The 18,764-nt window shown below is 59.4% G+C and carries 16 protein-coding genes and 1 pseudogene; 5 read left to right on the plus strand and 12 right to left on the minus strand.

The window, feature by feature from the left end:
- The first annotated feature begins 92 nt into the window (after positions 1-92).
- Entirely contained in the window at positions 93-3,353 is a 3,261-nt protein-coding gene (locus IEX36_RS00675) for an efflux RND transporter permease subunit (protein ID WP_188757463.1), read from the plus strand.
- A 104-nt stretch (positions 3,354-3,457) separates the two neighbouring features.
- Here the strand turns inward: IEX36_RS00675 and aceB are convergent, their stop codons facing one another.
- Genes aceB through IEX36_RS00690 form a run of 3 tightly spaced genes read right to left on the minus strand, consistent with a single transcriptional unit; the run spans position 3,458 to position 8,749 of the window.
- Positions 3,458-5,056, minus strand: a complete 1,599-nt coding sequence (gene aceB, locus IEX36_RS00680; protein WP_188757464.1) for a malate synthase A — start codon at positions 5,054-5,056, stop codon at positions 3,458-3,460.
- Positions 5,057-5,082: 26 nt separating this feature from the next.
- Positions 5,083-5,868, minus strand: a complete 786-nt coding sequence (locus IEX36_RS00685; RefSeq protein ID WP_308422263.1) for a 2-keto-4-pentenoate hydratase — start codon at positions 5,866-5,868, stop codon at positions 5,083-5,085.
- A 34-nt stretch (positions 5,869-5,902) separates the two neighbouring features.
- On the minus strand, positions 5,903-8,749 hold the full coding sequence (locus IEX36_RS00690; RefSeq protein WP_229668585.1) for a PIG-L family deacetylase: 2,847 nt from the start codon (positions 8,747-8,749) through the stop codon (positions 5,903-5,905).
- A 153-nt stretch (positions 8,750-8,902) separates the two neighbouring features.
- Here IEX36_RS00690 and msrP point away from each other — a divergent pair, with 153 nt between their 5' ends.
- Positions 8,903-9,877: a protein-methionine-sulfoxide reductase catalytic subunit MsrP gene (gene msrP, locus IEX36_RS00695; RefSeq protein WP_188757466.1), complete on the plus strand. Its 975-nt coding sequence runs from the start codon at positions 8,903-8,905 to the stop codon at positions 9,875-9,877.
- Positions 9,878-9,921: 44 nt separating this feature from the next.
- Here the strand turns inward: msrP and IEX36_RS00700 are convergent.
- Positions 9,922-10,653 (minus strand): annotated as a pseudogene (locus IEX36_RS00700) (YoaK family protein); the annotation flags it as partial.
- A gap of 77 nt (positions 10,654-10,730) precedes the next feature.
- On the opposite strand from IEX36_RS00700, the gene IEX36_RS00705 reads away from it, so the two are divergent.
- Positions 10,731-11,438 (plus strand): protein-methionine-sulfoxide reductase heme-binding subunit MsrQ, encoded by a 708-nt coding sequence (locus IEX36_RS00705; RefSeq protein ID WP_188757468.1) that lies wholly within the window; start codon positions 10,731-10,733, stop codon positions 11,436-11,438.
- 8 nt (positions 11,439-11,446) lie between these two features.
- Here the strand turns inward: IEX36_RS00705 and pdxH are convergent, their stop codons facing one another.
- From pdxH to rpsP, 8 genes are all read right to left on the minus strand, one after another.
- A complete protein-coding gene (pdxH, locus tag IEX36_RS00710; RefSeq protein ID WP_188757469.1) occupies positions 11,447-12,043 on the minus strand; it encodes a pyridoxamine 5'-phosphate oxidase in 597 nt (198 codons plus the stop codon).
- 34 nt (positions 12,044-12,077) lie between these two features.
- A complete protein-coding gene (locus IEX36_RS00715) occupies positions 12,078-12,791 on the minus strand; it encodes a PIG-L deacetylase family protein (RefSeq protein ID WP_188759707.1) in 714 nt (237 codons plus the stop codon).
- Between the two features lie 5 nt (positions 12,792-12,796).
- Positions 12,797-13,573 carry a ribonuclease HII gene (gene rnhB / locus IEX36_RS00720; protein ID WP_188757470.1) on the minus strand — a complete coding sequence of 259 codons (777 nt, stop codon included), beginning with the start codon at positions 13,571-13,573 and terminating at the stop codon, positions 12,797-12,799.
- Between the two features lie 96 nt (positions 13,574-13,669).
- Positions 13,670-14,026: a 50S ribosomal protein L19 gene (gene rplS, locus IEX36_RS00725; RefSeq protein WP_373283028.1), complete on the minus strand. Its 357-nt coding sequence runs from the start codon at positions 14,024-14,026 to the stop codon at positions 13,670-13,672.
- Positions 14,027-14,123: 97 nt separating this feature from the next.
- On the minus strand, positions 14,124-14,945 hold the full coding sequence (gene trmD / locus IEX36_RS00730) for a tRNA (guanosine(37)-N1)-methyltransferase TrmD (RefSeq protein ID WP_188757471.1): 822 nt from the start codon (positions 14,943-14,945) through the stop codon (positions 14,124-14,126).
- Positions 14,946-14,955: 10 nt separating this feature from the next.
- The gene (gene rimM / locus IEX36_RS00735; RefSeq protein ID WP_188757472.1) at positions 14,956-15,573 is read right to left on the minus strand and encodes a ribosome maturation factor RimM; all 618 of its coding nucleotides are present in this window, start codon (positions 15,571-15,573) and stop codon (positions 14,956-14,958) included.
- A gap of 59 nt (positions 15,574-15,632) precedes the next feature.
- Entirely contained in the window at positions 15,633-15,881 is a 249-nt protein-coding gene (locus IEX36_RS00740) for a KH domain-containing protein (protein WP_188757473.1), read from the minus strand.
- Between the two features lie 334 nt (positions 15,882-16,215).
- Positions 16,216-16,464, minus strand: coding sequence for a 30S ribosomal protein S16 (gene rpsP, locus IEX36_RS00745; protein ID WP_188759709.1), 249 nt, complete (start codon positions 16,462-16,464; stop codon positions 16,216-16,218).
- Positions 16,465-16,646: 182 nt separating this feature from the next.
- Here rpsP and IEX36_RS00750 point away from each other — a divergent pair, with 182 nt between their 5' ends.
- Complete coding sequence (locus tag IEX36_RS00750) at positions 16,647-17,357, plus strand: esterase family protein (RefSeq protein WP_188757474.1); 711 nt, start codon at positions 16,647-16,649, stop codon at positions 17,355-17,357.
- A 174-nt stretch (positions 17,358-17,531) separates the two neighbouring features.
- On the plus strand, positions 17,532-18,524 hold the full coding sequence (locus tag IEX36_RS00755) for an ATP-grasp domain-containing protein (RefSeq protein ID WP_188757475.1): 993 nt from the start codon (positions 17,532-17,534) through the stop codon (positions 18,522-18,524).
- The last annotated feature ends 240 nt before the right edge of the window (positions 18,525-18,764 follow it).

Consider the following 18,764-nt stretch of genomic DNA (forward strand, 5'->3'; position numbering starts at 1 on the left):
GCAGCGCCGCGGCGCTTCAATCTGCTCCGCGCTTAATTTGAATCACGCTCAAAGCCCATCCAGGGCCTGCGGCCCCGGACGAGAGGTTCATCGTGTTTGTCGATTTCTTTATTCGTCGTCCCATCTTCGCTACAGTTTGCGCGCTGCTGATTGTGCTGGCTGGCGCTGTCAGCATTCCTACGCTGCCTATCTCTCTCTATCCGCAGCTCGCACCGCCACAGGTCGTCGTCACCAGCAACTACATCGGCGCCAACTCACGTGACGTTGAAGCAGCCGTTACCACCATCCTCGAACAGTCAATCAATGGCGTCGAGGGCATGCGCTACATGTCCTCAACCAGTTCGAACGATGGTACCTCGGCCATCACGATTACCTTTCAGACCGGTTACGACCTCAACATCGCCGCGGTAGACGTGCAAAACCGCGTCGCTTCTGTGCAGGGTCGTCTGCCGGCAGTGGTGAACAACACCGGAATCACCATTACCAAAGCGAACTCCAACTTCGTCTTTGCCGCCGGCTTCTACTCTCCCGACCACTCGCTCTCGCCGACCTTCATCTCCAATTACCTCGACGTCTATGTAAAAGACGCACTTAAGCGCGTGCCCGGCGTCGGTGACGTGCAAATCTTCGGAGAGCGCAAATATGCGATGCGCATTTGGCTCGACCCGAACAAGCTCGCTGCGCGTGGTCTCACCGCGCTTGACGTAACCAACGCGCTGGCCGAGCAAAACGTCGAAGTTGCAGCCGGGCAGCTTGGCCAGGAGCCATCAGACCCGCACCAGCAGTTCCAGATGACCGTTCGCGTGGCTGGCCGTCTCAGCGATCCGCATCAGTTTGAAAACATCATCATCAAAGACAGCCCCACCACCAACGGCATCGTCCTGCTCAAAGACGTAGGCCGTGCAGAGATCGGCGCCGAAAGCTACAGCACCAGCCTGAAGTTTTCCGGCAACGACGCCGTCGGCGTCGGCGTGCAGCAGCTCTCCAATGCCAACGCACTCGATGTGGACCTGAAGTGCAAAGCCGTCCTTACAGAGCTTCAAAAGTCCTTCCCGCCCGGCATGAAGGGCGTCGTCGCCTTCGATACAACGACGGTCATCGGAGAGTCGGTCCATGAGGTTCTCATCACCATCATCGAGGCGATCCTCATCGTCGTCGCCGTCATCTTCCTCTTCCTGCAGGACTGGCGAGCAACGATCATTCCATCCATCACCATTCCGGTGTCGTTGATCGGCACCTTTGCGTTCATCAAGCTCTTCGATTTTTCCATCAACACTCTAACGTTGTTCGGCATCGTGTTAGCTACAGGTCTCGTTGTCGACGACGCCATCGTCGTCATCGAGAATGTGCAGCGCCACCTTTCCGGACACGCGACACAACCGAAACAAGGTGAGGCACATGCGGCCAATGCAGAGGACCCCTATGCACCCGATGTGATCGACTCCTCCCATGCCACCGGACGTGAGATGGAGGTCACCACCTCCGATCCTCACAAGGCGACCAGCATCGCCATGGCCGAAGTCACCAGCGCCGTCATCGCAACATCCTTGGTGCTCATTTCGGTCTTTGTTCCCGTCAGCTTGTTCCCGGGAACCACCGGTATCCTCTACAAACAGTTCTCGCTGACGATTGCATTCTCCATTGCCATCTCGGCCTTCAACTCACTGACGCTCTCCCCGGCGCTTGCAGCCATTCTTCTCCGTGCTGAAGAGAAGCGCACCGGCCTGATGAAGCTCCTGCTCGATCCGGTCGAGGCGGTCATTCAATGGATTACCCGCACCTATGCAAAGCTCGTCACCTTCGTCGTGATGCGCATCCGCTATGTAGTGTTGTTGATCTTCTTCGCTGCCCTTGCGTTTACAGGGTATATGTACAACCACGTCCCGACTGCATTCATCCCGCAGGAGGATCAATCCTACTTCATGGTCCTCATCCAGACGCCTCCTGGAGCTTCGCTGAGCTACACCACCACGTACGCCGATCAAGTCGCAGCTTTTGTCCGTAAAAATGACGGCGTTCTTGGAACCTTCTCAGTCATGGGCTTCTCGCTCGCTGGTGGCAGCTCGCCAAACTCCGGCATCATCTTTGCTCCGCTCAAGCCCATCAACGATCGCACAAAGATGGGCCCGAAGTTTACCGCACACGCAATCGTTGCCGATGTCGGCCCCAAGCTCTTCGGTATCCCTGGCGGCATCGCATTCGCGGCTGAACCGCCTGCTGTCAGCGGCGTTGGCACGGTAGGAGGCTTCCAGTTCATCCTTCAGGACGGAGGCCGCAATACCTTCGGGGATATCGACCGTGTAGCCCACACCATCGTTGCCAAAGCGCGTATGCCCGGCTCCGGTGTTACTGGACTGAATACGACCTTCACTTCGAACGATCCGCAGATTATCGTCAGCGTCGATCGCGAAAAGGCGAAAGCAATGGGAGTGCCTTTCAGCCAGATCACTGCTGCTCTTGGCACATTCATGGGGTCAAGCTATGTCAACGACTTCGACTACAATAACCGCTCCTACCGCGTCTACGTGCAGGCGGATGAGCCGTTCCGCCGCACAAGCCAGGACCTGCGCCAGTATTATGTTCGCTCCGACTCGGGGCAGATGATTCCCATCGACAATCTGGTCAGCATAACGGAGTCGTCCGGCCCTCAGGTCATCAACCACTACAACATGTTCCGTTCGGCAGAGATCGACGGTTCGCCTGCACCTGGACTCAGTTCAGGTCAGGGCCTCGACGCCATGGTCAATCTCTTCAACCAGAACAAGCTGCAGGGTATGACCTATTCATGGACAGGCCTCGCTCTTGAAGAGATTGAATCTGCCGGCAAGACCGTCGTCATCTTCGGTCTTGGTATCCTCGTCGTCTACCTCACGCTCGCCGCGCAGTACGAGAGCTTCAGCCTGCCGTTCATCATCCTGCTGGCCGTCCCCATGGCCGTGCTCGGCGCGTTGTTGCTGGTCGCAGCGCGAGGCTACAGCGACGACGTCTACGTGCAAATAGGTCTAGTCATGCTCATCGGCCTCTCAGCTAAAAACTCAATTCTGATCGTCGAGTTTGCTGAACAATTGCTGGCGCAGGGCAAGACCGTCGTAGAAGCCGCAATCGAAGCCGCAGAGCTACGTCTGCGCCCCATTCTGATGACGTCGATCGCCTTCATCCTCGGCGTCACACCGCTCTACTTCGCCACAGGAGCAGGCGCCTACGGACGCCACTCGGTTGGCACAGCGATCATCGGCGGCATGACACTCTCCACATTCCTGAACCTGATCTTTATCCCGGTTCTCTATGTCGTGCTCAAAGGTTTACTGGCCCGCTTGTCACGCAAGCCAAAGCCCGCAGCACAAACAGCATAAGAGCAGTCGCTCTTAAATCGGGCGGTCAAAGCCAGGAAAACGTCCCACTCTCCAATGAGGTTGCCAAAATCTCTCGGTAAGTGGGACGTCGCTTTTATCAAGATTTACAATCCGTCAGCGAGTACGCGCGCATATGCCGGAAGCGTAAGAAAATCCTGAAAGTGCGGAGCCTTAACCAACTCGCGCATCAGAAATGCTGCATGTTTATAGGCCTCGAAACGATCCTTATCCACGCGAATCTCAGCTAGCGCCACTTCGCGATCGATCTCGCTCTCAACAAGCTCCGCCGTAATGCGCCGGCCATCGGTCAGGTGCGCATGATGATGCACCCACTGCCATAACTGGGCGCGACTGATCTCCGCCGTCGCTGCATCCTCCATCAGGTTGAACAGCGGTACGCATCCAATCCCACGCAGCCAAGCCTCAAGATACCCCAACCCTACCGCAACATTCTGCCGCAGGCCCGCCTCCGTGATAGAGCCATCAGGCGCCTTCAGCAGGTCCGCCGCAGAAACGTTGAAATCGGTGAGCTGCTTGTCGATCTGGTTAGGCTGCGACATCACGCGATCGAAGACCTCAAGCGCCACCGGCACCAGGCCCGGATGCGCAACCCACGTGCCATCGTGACCGTCAGTGGCCTCGCGTTCCTTGTCCGCGCGCACCTGCGCAAGTGCCGTCTCATTCGCAATCGGGTCGCTCTTGATCGGGATATACGCACTCATTCCGCCCATCGCGCTGACTCCGCGACGGTGGCAGGTCTTGATCGCGAGCTTCGAGTAGCTGCGCATGAAGTGCGTCGTCATCGTTATTTGCGCACGATCGGGCAACAGCATAGTTTTGTCGCCCGCGAATTTTTTGATGAAGCTGAAGATGTAGTCCCAGCGTCCGCAGTTCAGCCCCGCCGAGTGCTCACGCAGCTCCCACAAAATCTCATCCATCTCAAACGTGGCGAGAATCGTCTCGATCAGCACCGTAGCTTTGATCGTTCCCGGCTTCAACCCGAGATCGCTCTCGGCCCTCACAAAGACATCGTTCCAAAGCCGCGCCTCCAGATGGCTCTCCATCTTGGGCAGGTAGAAATACGGCCCCGAACCACGCGCCAGCAGCTCCTTCGCATTATGGAAGAGATAAAGGCCGAAGTCGAAGAGCGAGCCCGACATCGGCTCTCCGTCCACACTCACGTGGCGCTCATCAAGGTGCCAGCCGCGCGCGCGAACAAACAACACTGCAGGATTCTCCTTGAGCGCATACTGCTTTCCCGTCGAAGGGTCCTGAAACGTAATGGTCCGCCGCACCGCATCACGCAGATTCGCCTGGCCATCGATGACGTTCTCCCACGTTGGCGTGGTCGAGTCCTCGAAGTCAGCCATATAAACCTTCGCGCCACTGTTGAGCGCGTTGATAATCATCTTCCGATCTACCGGGCCGGTGATCTCGACCCGTCGATCGAGCAGATCGGCGGGCAGGGGAGCGACCCGCCATTCGCCCTCGCGGATAGCCTTCGTCTCAGGCAAAAAGTCCGGCCGCTCGCCTGCATCCAAACGCACCTGCCTGGCCACGCGTGCCGCAAGCAGCTCTTTTCTCCGAGCATTGAAGGCCCGTTGTAGCCCGGCGACAAACGCGACAGCCTCCGGAGTAAGGACCTCCGCGCTCCGGGCGATCCCGGGCGCATGAACTTCGACACCATCAGCAAGTTGCGCCATCAGCAAAATCCTTTGTCCATCATCGATCAGGCAAATCGCAAGCGAACGCGGCCTGCAGTCGAGAAAGTCACATCGACACTCGATCCCGCCGATGCTTGCGTCAAACCAGTCCAGCTCCCGGTCGTAATCCAGTCGCCTTTCTTCAGCCCACCCGTGCGTGCCGCTCCTTCATTCGCCAGCCAGGGCAGCAGGCGCAGCAGGTCGCCAGATGTGTTCGACCCCGTCCGCTCCACGCGCACCGAGCCATCGACAGCAAGCGCGACATTCTCTTGTGTGAAGTCGATACTCTGCCAGTTCGGCACGCCATCGCCAAAGACGAACCCTCCATGAATCTGCATATCGGCGAGCCACGTGAACCGGTCCGTGCTGAGAGGATCGATCAACCCGCTCTCAATGACTTCAATCGCCGGATGACAGCTCTCAATCGCAGCAATCACTTCCTCGCGTGTATAAGGCTCCTCACGCGGAGGTAGGTCTTCGCCTATCAGAAACGCAATCTCCGCTTCAAGCCCGCGCATACGATGCGTGATGCCCCGCAGCTCGCACCCGCTAGGCCCCATCCAATTCAGCGGCATCGGCGCGAACATCGGAGTCGCGTCTGCCGAAGGAGCACCCACCTTCCATCCTCCAATATCGTCGTACGCCAGGGCCATCCTGTCCTGAATGAAGTAGGCCTCTTCCAGCGTGGTCGGCCTCACATCCTTGGGCAGATCTGCGATTGCGTTTCCGGTTCTGCGAGCATCCAGCAAAATGTCTGCTGCGCTTATAAGTTGTCGTTGTTGTGCGCCGTTCATCATCCGAACAGTTTGCACCAACCGGCGTGATCCCGCAACGCGCAGCGAAATTTTACTTCGCTGCCTGCTGTCCCATGCTCAACAAATTCGCAAACAGCCGATAGGCTCCAGGCACCCCGTCAGGCATCTGCCGATAGAGCGCATAGGCCAGGTAAACATAAGCTCCCTTGCCCGTCTTAGCCACCAGCAGTCCGCCCTTCTGCGGGTCCTGGCCCGGATCATGCGTCTCCAAAAGCGCCTCGTACTTCGGGTCCCAGCTCTCTGGAAACCCGTGGCCGCGCTCCTCGACCCAGCCATCAAAATCCCGCTCAGTGATGCGGTTGGGCCAGCGCAGAACAGAATCGTCCGGCATCAGAAGCTTCACCGGAGCCTTCTCATCCACCACACGCTCGCCGTTTCCTCCCAGAGTCAGAGGATAAGGCCCAAAGTCATGATCGAACTGGCTGGAGTTGTATTGCACAATCACCACGCCGCCAGCCTTTGCGTAGGCAAGCAACTGCGCATTGGCAGCCGCCAGGTCAGGATGCGCTGCATAAGCGCGCACGCCCAGCACAACCACATCAAAGTCACCAAGCCTGCCCGCCGTCACATCGCTCATCGTCAAAGTAGTTGCATGAACGCCGACATTCCAGAGCGACTCCTCAACCTCATCGCCCGTGCCTGGAAGATAACCCACACGAAGCGCACGCCCACCGGGTCCAGTTGCAACCTTCACGTCAACACCACGTGCGCTATACGTCGCAGCGCGATAAAGATTGGTCGGCATCAGCCCTGTATACCCAACCGTCTCATAACCCTCGCTATATTCCTTGCCCGCATAGGTCGCGACCGCCGTCATCGTATAAGCGGTCTCGCTCATCTTCGCCGGAGTCACGACGAAGGGAACATCCACCGCGTCACCATCCTTCGCCAGCGAAAACTCCGCCGTGGCCGGGCTTGCCGTCCATCCTGCCGGAAGCTCAAGTTTGACCGTTCCCGCAGCCGTCCCCTTCACATTGCTACGCACGCGGGCAGTTACCGTCAGGGACTTCTCAGTCAAAGGCACCACGCCAGCCGCAGGCGAAACCGAAACTGAAATGGCCGGTGCAACCACCAGCGGCTCGTACACCGTGCCCTGTCCCGTCACACGGTGCAGCGTCTGCACCACCTCGCCCAGCTTGATCGCGACGCCGTTGTAGTTCACCGTCGCCCACGCCGTCAGCGGAGGCAGGGGCAGGGAAGCGTTTCGCATCGCCGGGTCAGCGATGTCATAGTAGTTCTGTTCATCGTTGGCCCGTGTAAACGGAGGCCGCGTCGCAGGCGCATCTTCGGGCAGCTTCACCGTGAAACGCGCATCATGGGCATCATTCTCGCGAAGTTCCACGCTCGATCCGTTGCCTCCACCGGATTCCTGCACCTGCGCGCCGACGGTGGAATCAAGCGCAACCGACTCAAGCGTCAGCTTGGCATTGCTTCCATTAACCACGCGCACCTCAACGCCAAAAGCCTGCCCCGGAATCGCAGTGAGAAACGTATCGCCGCCATCGCCAAACCGTGCAAACGGGCTGCCGTCGCTCGCTCCAGAAGCCACCTGTGCCCGCAGTCGCAACCCAAGCGCCTCGCCCAGAGCATCATTGAACTGCGCACGCTTCACGCGAAGCTCATGCAGCACGTTGTACTTCTCGCTCGCAGCAAGATTGCCCGCGTCCACCTTCGTAATCAGCGCATCGGTGGCCTTCAACCCATCGCACAGAAACGGGGCAGTCTTCTCCGGAGCGGCAATCGTGTAAGCCTCCGTAGCCTGCTCGACCAGCGCGTCGATCTTCTCCAAATCCTGCCGCAAAAAACTCTTCTCATCCGGAGCGAGCGTCGCGATTCCAGTCAGCGATGTATCAATCCCATCAAAGAAGCTCTGCTCCTCATTTCCACTCTCAACGCGCGAACCATAGCGGTGATAAGCCACGTCAAAGCTGCCCGCCGCAGGCACGCCCATGCCGCCGTTCTGCGTCTTCTGCAAGCCCAGGCCCAAGCGCGCGAACTGCAAATAGCTCATGCCCAGCACCGGGCTGTACTCGCCCTCGTGGATGACGACATTCGGCTTCGGCGACTCCGTCGACCACTGCCTCGTCACATAGTTGTAGAAACGCGCAGGAGCCCATTTCCCGGTCGCATAATCAAACATCCCCTTCGACGACACGCGGAAGAACGGCGCCCGCGCATAAACCTTCGCCGGACTCCACGGCATCAGGCCAGCCGCAATCTGGTCAGGAAAAACCTTCGGATCGCCCGCCGCATTGAAGACCTCCTGCGCCATCTCCCCTGAAACCTGGTGCTGCCCATGCCCATCCGTCACGCCGCCCTCAAAGACGCTCGTCACCACCAGCGGCCGATACAGCCGCACCGCCCGCACCGCATCGTACAGAACGCGCTCATGCCCCCAGTTCGCCAGGCTCTCTTCCTTCGTCTTCGAAAAGCCGAAGTCCACCACCGAGCCCCACATCTGGTCCACGCCCATATAACGGTCCGCGGCAAGCAACTCCTGCGTGCGCACCAGGCCAAGTGCACCATCGAAGTCGCCAGACATCAAATTCTGCCCGCCTTCACCGCGCGTCAGCGTCAGCATTGCGACATGCGCTCCCTGCCCGCGAGCCTCGTAAGTCAGCATCCCGCCGTCTTCGTCATCTGGATGCGCGACAATCATCATCAGGCTGGCGCGTGTCCGCAGCTTCAGCAGGCTCTGCCACAGCGCGATCGCGCCTTCATTGGCCGCGACCCGGCGAACAGCCACAGTCGCACGTACCCGTTCGCCGCTTAGATTGGCTGGATCGTGCAGCTTAGGAGTATTCTGCTGTCCAATCGCCGTTACGCCTGCCGCCGCAAGCACAAGCCCCGCAACACCCAACCCGGTCAAAGTCCGCATTCTGGCCATCTATCCTTAATCTCTCACATCAGGGCTTTTCAAAGTTGGTAGGGCGTCCAGACGGGACAGAGAAACGTACTGTAACCAGAGGCGAATTCGCGAGTCATACCAAATGACAGCACTTTGCCTCGTTGAAAGGATCAGGCCACTCCAATGCTCCTTCGCAAGTCCTCCAGCGCAGACGTTCCTTCCTCCCAAATCACGTCCAGGAGCGTCTTCGAGCGCTTCAATCGCCGCAGCTTCCTCACCGGAGCGGCCGCAGTGGGCGTCGTCGCCGTTGCCGCGGAAAAGCTGCCGCCAATCCTCGATCCCAGAATCAGCGCTCGCGCTGCGGATCAGCTCCAGGTCGTTTCCAGCAAATACACCACCACCGAGAACCAGACGCCGTTCTTCAAGGCCACCAACTACAACAACTTTTACGAGTTCGGCACCGACAAATCCGACCCCGCGCACTACGCCGGCAAGCTCCAGACGCGGCCCTGGACCATCCAAGTTACCGGCATGGTCAAAAAGCCGCTCACGCTCGGCGTCGACGACGTGCTCAAATACCGCCCCCTTGAAAACCGCATCTACCGTATGCGCTGCGTCGAGGCCTGGTCGATGGTCATCCCGTGGGACGGCTACTCACTCTCTGAGTTCATCAACTTCTGCCAGCCCCTGCCCAGCGCAAAGTTCGTCCAGTTCCTCTCCGACGAGAACAAAAAGCAGATGCGTCTGCCCTTCGGCTATAACTGGCCCTACTCCGAGGGTCTCCGCATGGACGAAGCCATGAATCCGCTCACGCTGCTCACCTTCGGCTGCTACGGCCAGGCGCTGCCCAACCAGAACGGCGCGCCTATTCGCGTTGTCATTCCGTGGAAGTACGGCTTCAAGGGTGCCAAATCAATCGTCAAATTCCACTTCACCGATAAGCAGCCGCACACACTCTGGAATGACATGGCTCCTGATGAGTATGGCTTCTACTCGAACGTCAATCCACAGGTCGATCACCCACGCTGGTCGCAGGCGCACGAACGCCGCATCGACTCAAGTTTCCTGCCCCACACCATTCCCACGCAGATGTTCAATGGCTACTCCGACCAGGTCGCCAGCATGTACGCCGGCATGAATCTCAAAAGGAATTACTGATGCTCCGCTCTCCATTGGCAACGCAGCCGGCTTCACCAGATATTTCGCATGTCATCGACTACAGGAACCACCGCCAGCACCAGAAGAATCGCAGCCAGTGGCAGCGCGATCACAAAACCAACATGCGCAAAGCCAATTGCACCACTTACTCCACCGATGACGAACAGGCTGACCAGCGAAGTCAGCAGCCAGAGATTGTCTCGGTCGGCCCGCACTTCCTGGCTCCCGGGGTGTACTCCGCGGTTCCAGTAGACCAGCCTGCCCAGCTCAATCCCAATGTCCGTCACCATGCCCGTGACGTGCGTCGTGCGAATCTCTTTTTGAGATATCTTCGTGATGATGGCGTTCTGCAATCCCATCGTGAAGCAGAGCAGTCCTACGGTGGCCGAGACAAGCAACCAATGGTGCTCTTCAAACCGTCTGCCCATCAACCCAAAGCAGGCCAGCAACACGGCCTCGACGATCAGTGGAAATGCATATTCGCTTTGCATCTCCCTTCGCCGGCACCAGTTCACCAATACCGCGGTACAAGCCGCTCCGGCGACGAATGCCAGTATCGAGCTCAGCCCCGCTGCCGCCAGTTGCAGATCGCCTATGGCAAGGTGGCCTGCCATCGCCGAGGTGATGCCGGACATGTGCGAGCTGTAACTCCTTGTCGCAACGTATCCGCCCGCGTCAGTAGCCCCGGCAATAAAAGCGAGAACACGCGCCAGTTGCCGGTTGCCCGTCTGGCTCCGATCCTTTCCCGTCAATCTGCGAAGATAGGGAACTGGCATGCCTGTCCTCTATCTTCGCAAGCATCCGCCTTGATACACAACACTGAAGGGCCATCGCTCTAACTGCAATCCAAGTCATGTCCAAACGCGCCATCATCGTCCTGAAAATTCTCGTCCACATCCTCTGCCTCGCGCCTTTCGCGTGGCTGCTGCACTTCTACACCTCGGGCGCGCTCGCGCTCAATCCCGACCCGGTCAACTACATCACGCACTTCACCGGCAACTGGACGCTCTACATCCTGCTCGCCTGCCTCGCCATCACGCCCATCCGCCGCATCTCGCCGAAGATTGCGTGGCTCGTCCGCTTCCGCCGTCTCATCGGCCTCTATGCGTTCTTCTACGCGACGCTGCATCTCGCCACGTATGTCTTCCTCTTCTCCGGCTACGACATCACCGCCGCCATCACCAGCCTGCGCGCAGGACATCCCGGCGGGCTCATCACCGAGTGGCAGCAAATCTGGCCCGGCATCCTCGACGACCTCGCCAAGCGCCGCTTCATCCAGGTCGGCCTCCTTGCATGGTTCATTCTCTTCCTGCTTGCCATCACGTCACCGGCATTCATCATGCGCGCCATGGGAGGAAGAAACTGGCGCTGGCTGCACTCGCTGATCTATGTCGCGGCCATCGCCGGAGTCATCCACTTCTGGTGGCTGGTGAAGCCAGGCGTGCTCACCCCATGGAAGGACACCGCAGTCCTCGCCATCCTGCTTGCTGCCCGCATCGGATACGCAGCCTGGAAAAAGTACCGCAAGCCGCGCCCAGTGCCAGCCGCTGTTGCCCGCTAGCCCACGCCTTACGGAAAGAGTCTCTGCCTGGTCCAATCGTCGCCCGCTCGGACAAACAGAAACCGATCATGCATGCGACCGATTCCTTGCAGCCAGAACTCCATCCGCTCAGGCCGCAGCACGTAGCCCTTCCAATAGCTCGGCCTGGGCACTTCATTCGGATACTGCACGCCAATCTCATGCACCCGCGCCTCCAACTCTTCGCGGCTTCCAAGCACGCGGCTCTGCTGCGAAGCCACAGCGCTCAACTGGCTCATCCGCGAGCGCGTCCGAAAATAGGCATCCGAATCGGCGCCAGGAAGCTCCGAGACAACACCCTCCACACGCACCTGCCGCCTCAGACTCTTCCAGTGAAAACACATCGCCGCGCGCGGATTCGCCGCCAACTCCACCCCTTTGCGGCTCTCCGCGTTCGTAAAGAAGGCAAATCCGCGCGCATCAACCCGCTTCACCAACACCATGCGCACGCTAGGCGCGCCGTCAACAGTCGCGGTCCCGAGCGCTGCCGCATTTGCATCGTTCGGCTCCGAAGCCTCCGCGTCCGTCAACCATGCGGCAAACAAAGCAATCGGGTCTTCGGCTCTCTCTACTTCAAAGTTTTCCATCACTCCACCGGATGCAAGAGCAGGGAAGCGCCCGCTACGCAAGCCCTTCGAACAAGTCAGTCATCTGCCGCGCAGGCTCAGCCTCTGCAGTAGCGACGAGTGTATAGAACTCTTCCACGCCAAACTTCTCAAACTCAGCCTTCGTCTTCTCGACAAGCGGAATCTGCGACGTATGCTGCCGAAACGCCTCTGCCTTCTTCTTCTGCACGGAGCGAATATCAAGCGTCACCGTCCACGGAATCGGCATCGGCGCGGGCCTGCCTGCAAGGAAGAAGTTCGTGCTGATGTGAAACAGCCGCTTCGCCTGGTGCACCGGCCCCAGCTCCTTGTAGCGCTTCGTCTGCCCGCTCCAATGAAACGCCGAACTCGCCAGCGCCGACACCAGCATGTGGTCCGGATGCGTGTTCAGCCCGCCATCACCGCCAAACGTAATCACAACATCGGGCCTGAAGCTGCGCATCCGTTCGACCAGCTTCGCCGCTGCCTCCGAGAAGTTCACAAACTCGAGCCGCGCATCGTGATAATCCAGCGTCTCGTGCTTGGTCACGCCCAGCACCTCGCACGAAGCAGCAAACTCCGCACGACGCATCCTGCCCAGCTCTTCACCCGAGCCCGCCGACCCTCGATAGCTCCCTGCCTGCCCATCCGTCAGGCACACCACATAGGTCTCAACGCCACGTTCCGCCGCCAGCGCCAGCGCGCCGCCAAACGCAAAGCACTCATCATCCGGATGCGCCACGCAACACATCAACTTCAATCCCACTCAGCCTCCTCGCCGTTCTCATCCACATCGTTCAAATCCACGTCGTTCAAACCATCAAACAACAAGCCAGTCGACCGCCCTTCTTCTGCCACGCGAACCGGTGCGAACGATCTCCTGTGTTGCGGCGCAGGGCCAAACTCCCACAGCGCACGCCTGTGCTTCGACGTGCCATAGCCCTTGTGCGAAGCCAGACCATACATCGGATGCACGAGATCCATCTCCCGCATCAACGCATCACGATGCACCTTCGCCACAACCGAAGCCGCCGCAATCGAAAGGCTCAGCGCATCCCCATAGATCAGCTTGGTCTGCGAACACGGATGGTCCACACGCATCGCATCAATCAGCAGATGATCGGGCGCAATCGCCAGTCCTTCGACAGCCATCAGCATCGCCATGCGCGTCGCCTGGTAGATATTGACGCGGTCAATCGTCGCCGCATCGATCTCCGCGACCGCAACCGCAATCGCCATCGCGCGCACCATCGCATCCAGCGACTCGCGCTCTTCACGTGCCAGTTGCTTTGAATCTTTGAGGCCTGCATCAGCCAGCACATCCACGCGCTCGGGCAGGATAACTGCGGCAGCAACGACCGGTCCAAACAGCGCCCCACGCCCAACCTCATCGACGCCGGCGATCCTCAGAAAACCCCGATGCCTCAGCGCCTGCTCCGGAGCATCGCTGCAAACCAACTGCTTCAGCATCCGCTGTTTCGCCGTAGTTGGAGATACCGGTTTGGACGTCTGTGTCGAAGGAATCGAAGCCATACTCTTCACGACTGAGTTTATAACTGTCGAGCCGGTGCAAAAAAGACAAAGCCACGGCCGAAACCGTGGCTTTGTTGCAAAACAGAAACGCAGGGACTAGCTGGCGCGTTCGACCTCGCGCAGACGGGCGGCCTTGCCGCGCAGTCCACGCAGGTAGAACAGCTTCGCGCGTCGTACCTCGTACGAGCGGATCTTTTCGACCTTATCGACCACCTTCGAGTTGAACGGGAAGATGCGCTCGACGCCCTGGCCGAAGCTCATCTTGCGAACGGTGAAGGTGCCCTGTGCGCCGCGGCGGCAAGCAATCACGATGCCTTCAAACGCCTGCAAACGCTCCTTCTCGCCTTCGCGGATCTTCACCTGCACGCGAACCGTGTCGCCAGGAGCAAACTCAGGGATATCAGTCCGCGCGACCTTGGCGGACAGCTTTTGCATAATTGGATGAATGGACATGACAGGAAACTTTCTTGGTTTGGACTGACTTCCAGTGTACACGAAATCGTGCATTTTAGGAGCCATCGATGCAGTAAATCCGCGCTGCTGAAGATACTTACGCCTCCGTATCCGGCTCAAAGCGCAGCTCATCCAGAATCTCGCGGTCTTCCTCGCTGATAGCTATTTTGTTCAGCAGATCCGGCCTGTTCGCGAGCGTTTTCTTGAGAGACATGCGCCGCCGCCACTGCCGGATGGCCTCATGGTTTCCTCCCAGCAGCGGCTCCGGTATCGAAACACCGCGAAACTCTGCAGGCCGCGTGTAGTGCGGATAGTCCAGCAATCCACCCGAACCATAAGTCGATCGCGGAGGGCCATCCTCCGGTCCCGCCGCTCCACCATCTTCCGCCCCGAAGCTCTCGAAGCGCGAAGAATCAGGATTCCCCAGCGCTCCCGGCAGCAACCGCACCACCGCATCCACAATCACTGCCGCGGCCAGCTCGCCGCCCGAGAGCACATAGTCCCCAATCGAGATCTCGCGGTCGCAAAGCATCTCGCTGACACGCTCATCGACGCCCTCATAGCGCCCGCAGATCATCACCACTCGCTCCATCGCAGCCAGCTCCTGCGCCACCGTCTGGGTAAAGGGCCGTCCCTGCGCCGAGAGCAGAATCACCGTCTCCTTCGCCGTGTCACGCATGCTCTTTTCAGCCACGCCAAGCGACGTGAACGCGTCATAGATCGGCTCGACCTTCAGCACCATCCCCTCGCCGCCGCCAAATGGCCGGTCATCTACTGTCTTATGGCGATCATGCGTAAAGCCGCGCAGGTCATGCGCCTCGAACTCGACAAGCCCCGCTGCACGCGCGCGCCTCGGAATCCCGTAGTCCAGCGCTCCGGCAAAAAATCCAGGAAAGATTGTGATAATGTCGAACCGCATCGCTTCCAGACTATCGCTTCCGCGTGGTCTTTGCGGGGTCTTCGCGATTCACATCGACCAGGCCCTCCGGCAGCTCCATATCAATGCGTTTGGCTTCTATGCTGATTCCCATGATGAATGCCTTCGCAAACGGCACCAGCACCTCAGCGCCATCCTGCGCCTCGACCACCAGCAGCGGTGCAGCATCTTCAAGCCGCCGGGCCCCATCAGCAGTCGTAGCAAACTGCACGTCCTTCACGACACCCACAGCATGAGAGCGGTCATAAACCGTACACCCAGCCAGCTCGCTGATGTAGACCGAATCGTCCGCAAGCTTCATGCGGTTCTCGCGCGGAACAATCACGTCCAGCCCGGCAACCGCCTCCGCCGCGGTGATCGAATCAATCCCGGCAAACTCCAGCACGATCCGGCCCTCATTCTTCCCTATGGGAAGCCAATGGCCTCGAACCTCCGCCTCACGCGCAGCCGACGGCGCACCAGCAAATCCCATCGGCGCCAGAAACACGCGTCTCTGCTCCGAAAACCGCTCCGGAAAATCCGTCAACAGTTCAGCCAGCAACTCACCTTTGCGTCCTTGCGGACGCAGCAGATGTGCCACTACAACCCAGGATGGAAGAACATCACTCATCAAACCGCAGTCGTCGCCCTATAGGCAACCGTGCCTTGGCGAGCCTGTGGCTGGCCAGACTATGCGTCGGTCTTGCCTTCTTCAACGATATCCAAGGAATACCGATGCTTCAGCTTCATGCTTGCCGCGCTCAGGATCGTACGCAGCGACCGCGCCGTGCGGCCCTGCTTGCCGATGACCTTGCCTACGTCCTCGGGGGAAACGTGCAGACGTAGCAGCGTTCCCTCACCATCATGTGTGCTTTCTACGATGACGCTCTCCGGCTTGTCCACCAATGCTCGGGCAATCTCGGTTAAAAGCGCCGTCATATCGTCTGCAGATTCACTGCCTGCGCTTGTCGAACTGGCTTGGGTTATCAACACGTACCTCCCTGGCAAAATCACAGTGTGGCAACCAACGCTCATCCTGTCGGTCCCGTCTGGTGCGGACACCGTACAGGCTGTGCAAAAAGCAGGCAGACAAGCAAATCTACGGGGCGGTCTTACTAACTCCGCAGGGCGCAACCACTTTACACCCGCATGTCAAGCGGGTGCATCAGCTAGGAGTGTACGTGAGAGGCATGTCGTGTGCGACAGAAGGAACCAGAAATGCCAGCAATCTTTGGGAACCACGAGGTTGGTTCCCAAAGATTCGCTTAGGTAACTAGGCAGCGGCAGTCTCTGCGGCGGGAGCGCTCGCCAAAAGCTTTTCAACCCGCTCCGACAGACGCGCACCGTTCTTGGTCCAGAACTCGATGCGGTCGCGCTTTAGCTCAACGGACGCCGGGTTGGTACGGGGATTATAGGTGCCGACCACTTCGACCGAGCGGCCGTTACGGGCGCGGTCCTTTTCGATCACCACAACGCGATAGTGAGGCTGCTTACGCGCTCCAACGCGCGCCAAACGAATCATCAACACAGGAAATGCCTTTCAGAAGCTTATAGTTTGGGTGCCATCACGCGCGGAACCGGCGGACAGGGAAACACAACCCAACACCTAAGTATCGCGGAAATCACAGCTTTTCGCAATCCTTTATGGTAAAAATTGCCCGGGCGGCAGCCCCGTAAATCCCGGTCCGGAGACCAGCCACGCGTATGAACCGCCAATACCACAAGTGGCATTCCCCCACCCTCTCCCGCCCGATGGAGCTGCTCGTCTTCGGCCACGCCGGCCCCCCCGCGCTCGTCTTCCCCACCTCCTGCGGACGCTTCTACGAGTTCGAAGACCACGGCGGAGTCGCCGCCGTCGCCCACAAAATCGACTCAGGCCAGCTCCAGCTCTTCTGCGTCGATTCCATCGACTCCGAGAGCTGGTACAACCGCCGTGTCGCCCCGCGCTGGCGTATCGTCCGCCACCTCCAGTACGAAGCCTACCTGCTCGAAGAGCTCGTGTCCTTCATCCGCAGCCAGAACCCCGCCCCCACCCTCGCAGCCGCCGGATGCAGCTTCGGCGGCTACCACGCCGTCAACCTCGCCCTGCGCCACCCCGCGCTCTTCACCAAAGCCGTCTCCATCGGCGGCGCATTCGACCCCTCGCACTTCCTCAACGGCTACCACGACCGCGACACCTACCTGAACATCCCCATGCACTACCTTCCCAACCTCAACGACCCATGGTTCCTCGACCACCTTCGCCGCAACGACTACATCCTCGCCACCGGCGAGCACGACATGTGCTGGAACCAGAACGAAAAGCTCGCCCGCATCCTCCAGGAAAAAGGCATCCCCGTCCGCCTCGACGTCTGGGGAGACGGAGCCGGTCACGACTGGCCCTGGTGGCGCCAGATGGCCGCAACCTATCTGTAAGGTTGTTTAACGCAATTTGTAACGCTCGGTAATGTTTGTCATTCTGAGCGCAGCGAAGAACCCCTGTATTTTGCCCGTGTCGCCGAGATTCTACAGTTGGCAACATGAAATTCCGGCGCACCACTCAGCATCACCCGCCGAATGCACGACAATACAAGCAGAGGAGAGAAGACATTGAAGAAGATCGGCGTGCTCTTCGGCCCGGAGAACACCTTCCCCAGCGCCCTGGTCGACCGCATCAACTCGCTCGACCTCGACAACATCCGCGCCGAGTTCGTCCACGTCGGCGGAGTCCCGATGGCCGCACCCTCCGGCTACGCCGTCATCGTCGATCGCGTCTCGCACGACCTGCCCTTCTACCGCTCCTATCTCAAAAACGCGCTCCTCACCGGCACACACATCATCAACAATCCCTTCTGGTGGTCGGCCGACGACAAGTTCCTCAACTACGCCCTCGCCGCGCGTCTCGGCGTACCCGTCCCGCGCACCGTGCTGCTGCCGCACAAGCAGCTTCCCCAGCACATCACCCCGCGCTCCCTCCGCAACCTCGAATACCCCCTCGACTGGGACAGCATCTTCGACTACGTCCGTTTCCCGGCCTTCCTCAAGCCCCACAACGGCGGCGGCTGGCGCGACGTTCATCACGTCCGCAACCGCGAAGAGTTCTTCACCGCCTACGACCAGACGCGCGATCTCTCCATGGTGCTCCAGGCCGAGGTCCCCTACGACCAGTACTTCCGTTGCTTCGTCGTCGGTCAGTCCGAAGTCCTCATCATGTCCTACGACCCGCGCCGCCCACACGAGCAGCGCTACATCTTCGACAAACCGCTGCGCGACAAAATCCTCATCCGCAAAATCCGCAAACACGCCCTCGCTCTCTGCCGCGCGCTCGGATACGACTTCAACACCGTCGAGTTCGCCGTCGAAAAAGGCGTGCCCTACGCCATCGATTACTTCAACCCAGCCCCCGACGCCGACCTCCACACCATCGGCCAGGCCAACTTCGACTGGGTCGTCGATGCCGTCGCCCGCTTATGCATCCGCAAAGCGCAGGCGCGCACCCCACTGCCACGCCTCCGCTGGTCAGCCCTGCTCAACGGCCCACTCCCCAAAGCCCGCAAACCCACCGAAAGCAAACTCCCCCGAACCCCGAAGCCGGCGAGATAGACTCATACCCTTCGCAGTTGTCATCCTTCCGCCACCAACGCTCGGGTGCCCCATCCATCGCGGTTTCATGCGACGGGTGGGAAAGTACGCGCTCGCCCAGCCAACGTTCAGTTGTCATCCTTCCGCGTAGCGGGAGGACCTGCTTTTTTGCATTTACCCAAACCACCCGTCATCCTGAGCGAAGCGACCGCAGGGAGCGGAGTCGAAGGGCCCCGACGCCGCCAATCCCACCCATACCCT

This window comes from Edaphobacter acidisoli (genome assembly GCF_014642855.1).
Taxonomy (GTDB): Bacteria; Acidobacteriota; Terriglobia; order Terriglobales; family Acidobacteriaceae; genus Edaphobacter; species Edaphobacter acidisoli.

What these genes read in the sequence shown, in the direction of transcription:
- IEX36_RS00690 (WP_229668585.1), bottom strand. Translation starts at nt 8,749, where the DNA reads ATGCGGACTTTGACCGGGTTGGGTGTTGCGGGGCTTGTGCTTGCGGCG.
- msrP (WP_188757466.1), top strand. Translation starts at nt 8,903, where the DNA reads ATGCTCCTTCGCAAGTCCTCCAGCGCAGACGTTCCTTCCTCCCAAATC.
- trmD (WP_188757471.1), bottom strand. Translation starts at nt 14,945, where the DNA reads ATGCGGTTCGACATTATCACAATCTTTCCTGGATTTTTTGCCGGAGCG.
- IEX36_RS00715 (WP_188759707.1), bottom strand. Translation starts at nt 12,791, where the DNA reads ATGTGTTGCGTGGCGCATCCGGATGATGAGTGCTTTGCGTTTGGCGGC.
- IEX36_RS00705 (WP_188757468.1), top strand. Translation starts at nt 10,731, where the DNA reads ATGTCCAAACGCGCCATCATCGTCCTGAAAATTCTCGTCCACATCCTC.
- rimM (WP_188757472.1), bottom strand. Translation starts at nt 15,573, where the DNA reads ATGAGTGATGTTCTTCCATCCTGGGTTGTAGTGGCACATCTGCTGCGT.
- rnhB (WP_188757470.1), bottom strand. Translation starts at nt 13,573, where the DNA reads ATGGCTTCGATTCCTTCGACACAGACGTCCAAACCGGTATCTCCAACT.
- rplS (WP_373283028.1), bottom strand. Translation starts at nt 14,026, where the DNA reads ATGTCCATTCATCCAATTATGCAAAAGCTGTCCGCCAAGGTCGCGCGG.
- IEX36_RS00740 (WP_188757473.1), bottom strand. Translation starts at nt 15,881, where the DNA reads ATGACGGCGCTTTTAACCGAGATTGCCCGAGCATTGGTGGACAAGCCG.
- IEX36_RS00750 (WP_188757474.1), top strand. Translation starts at nt 16,647, where the DNA reads ATGAACCGCCAATACCACAAGTGGCATTCCCCCACCCTCTCCCGCCCG.
- pdxH (WP_188757469.1), bottom strand. Translation starts at nt 12,043, where the DNA reads ATGGAAAACTTTGAAGTAGAGAGAGCCGAAGACCCGATTGCTTTGTTT.
- rpsP (WP_188759709.1), bottom strand. Translation starts at nt 16,464, where the DNA reads ATGATTCGTTTGGCGCGCGTTGGAGCGCGTAAGCAGCCTCACTATCGC.
- aceB (WP_188757464.1), bottom strand. Translation starts at nt 5,056, where the DNA reads ATGGCGCAACTTGCTGATGGTGTCGAAGTTCATGCGCCCGGGATCGCC.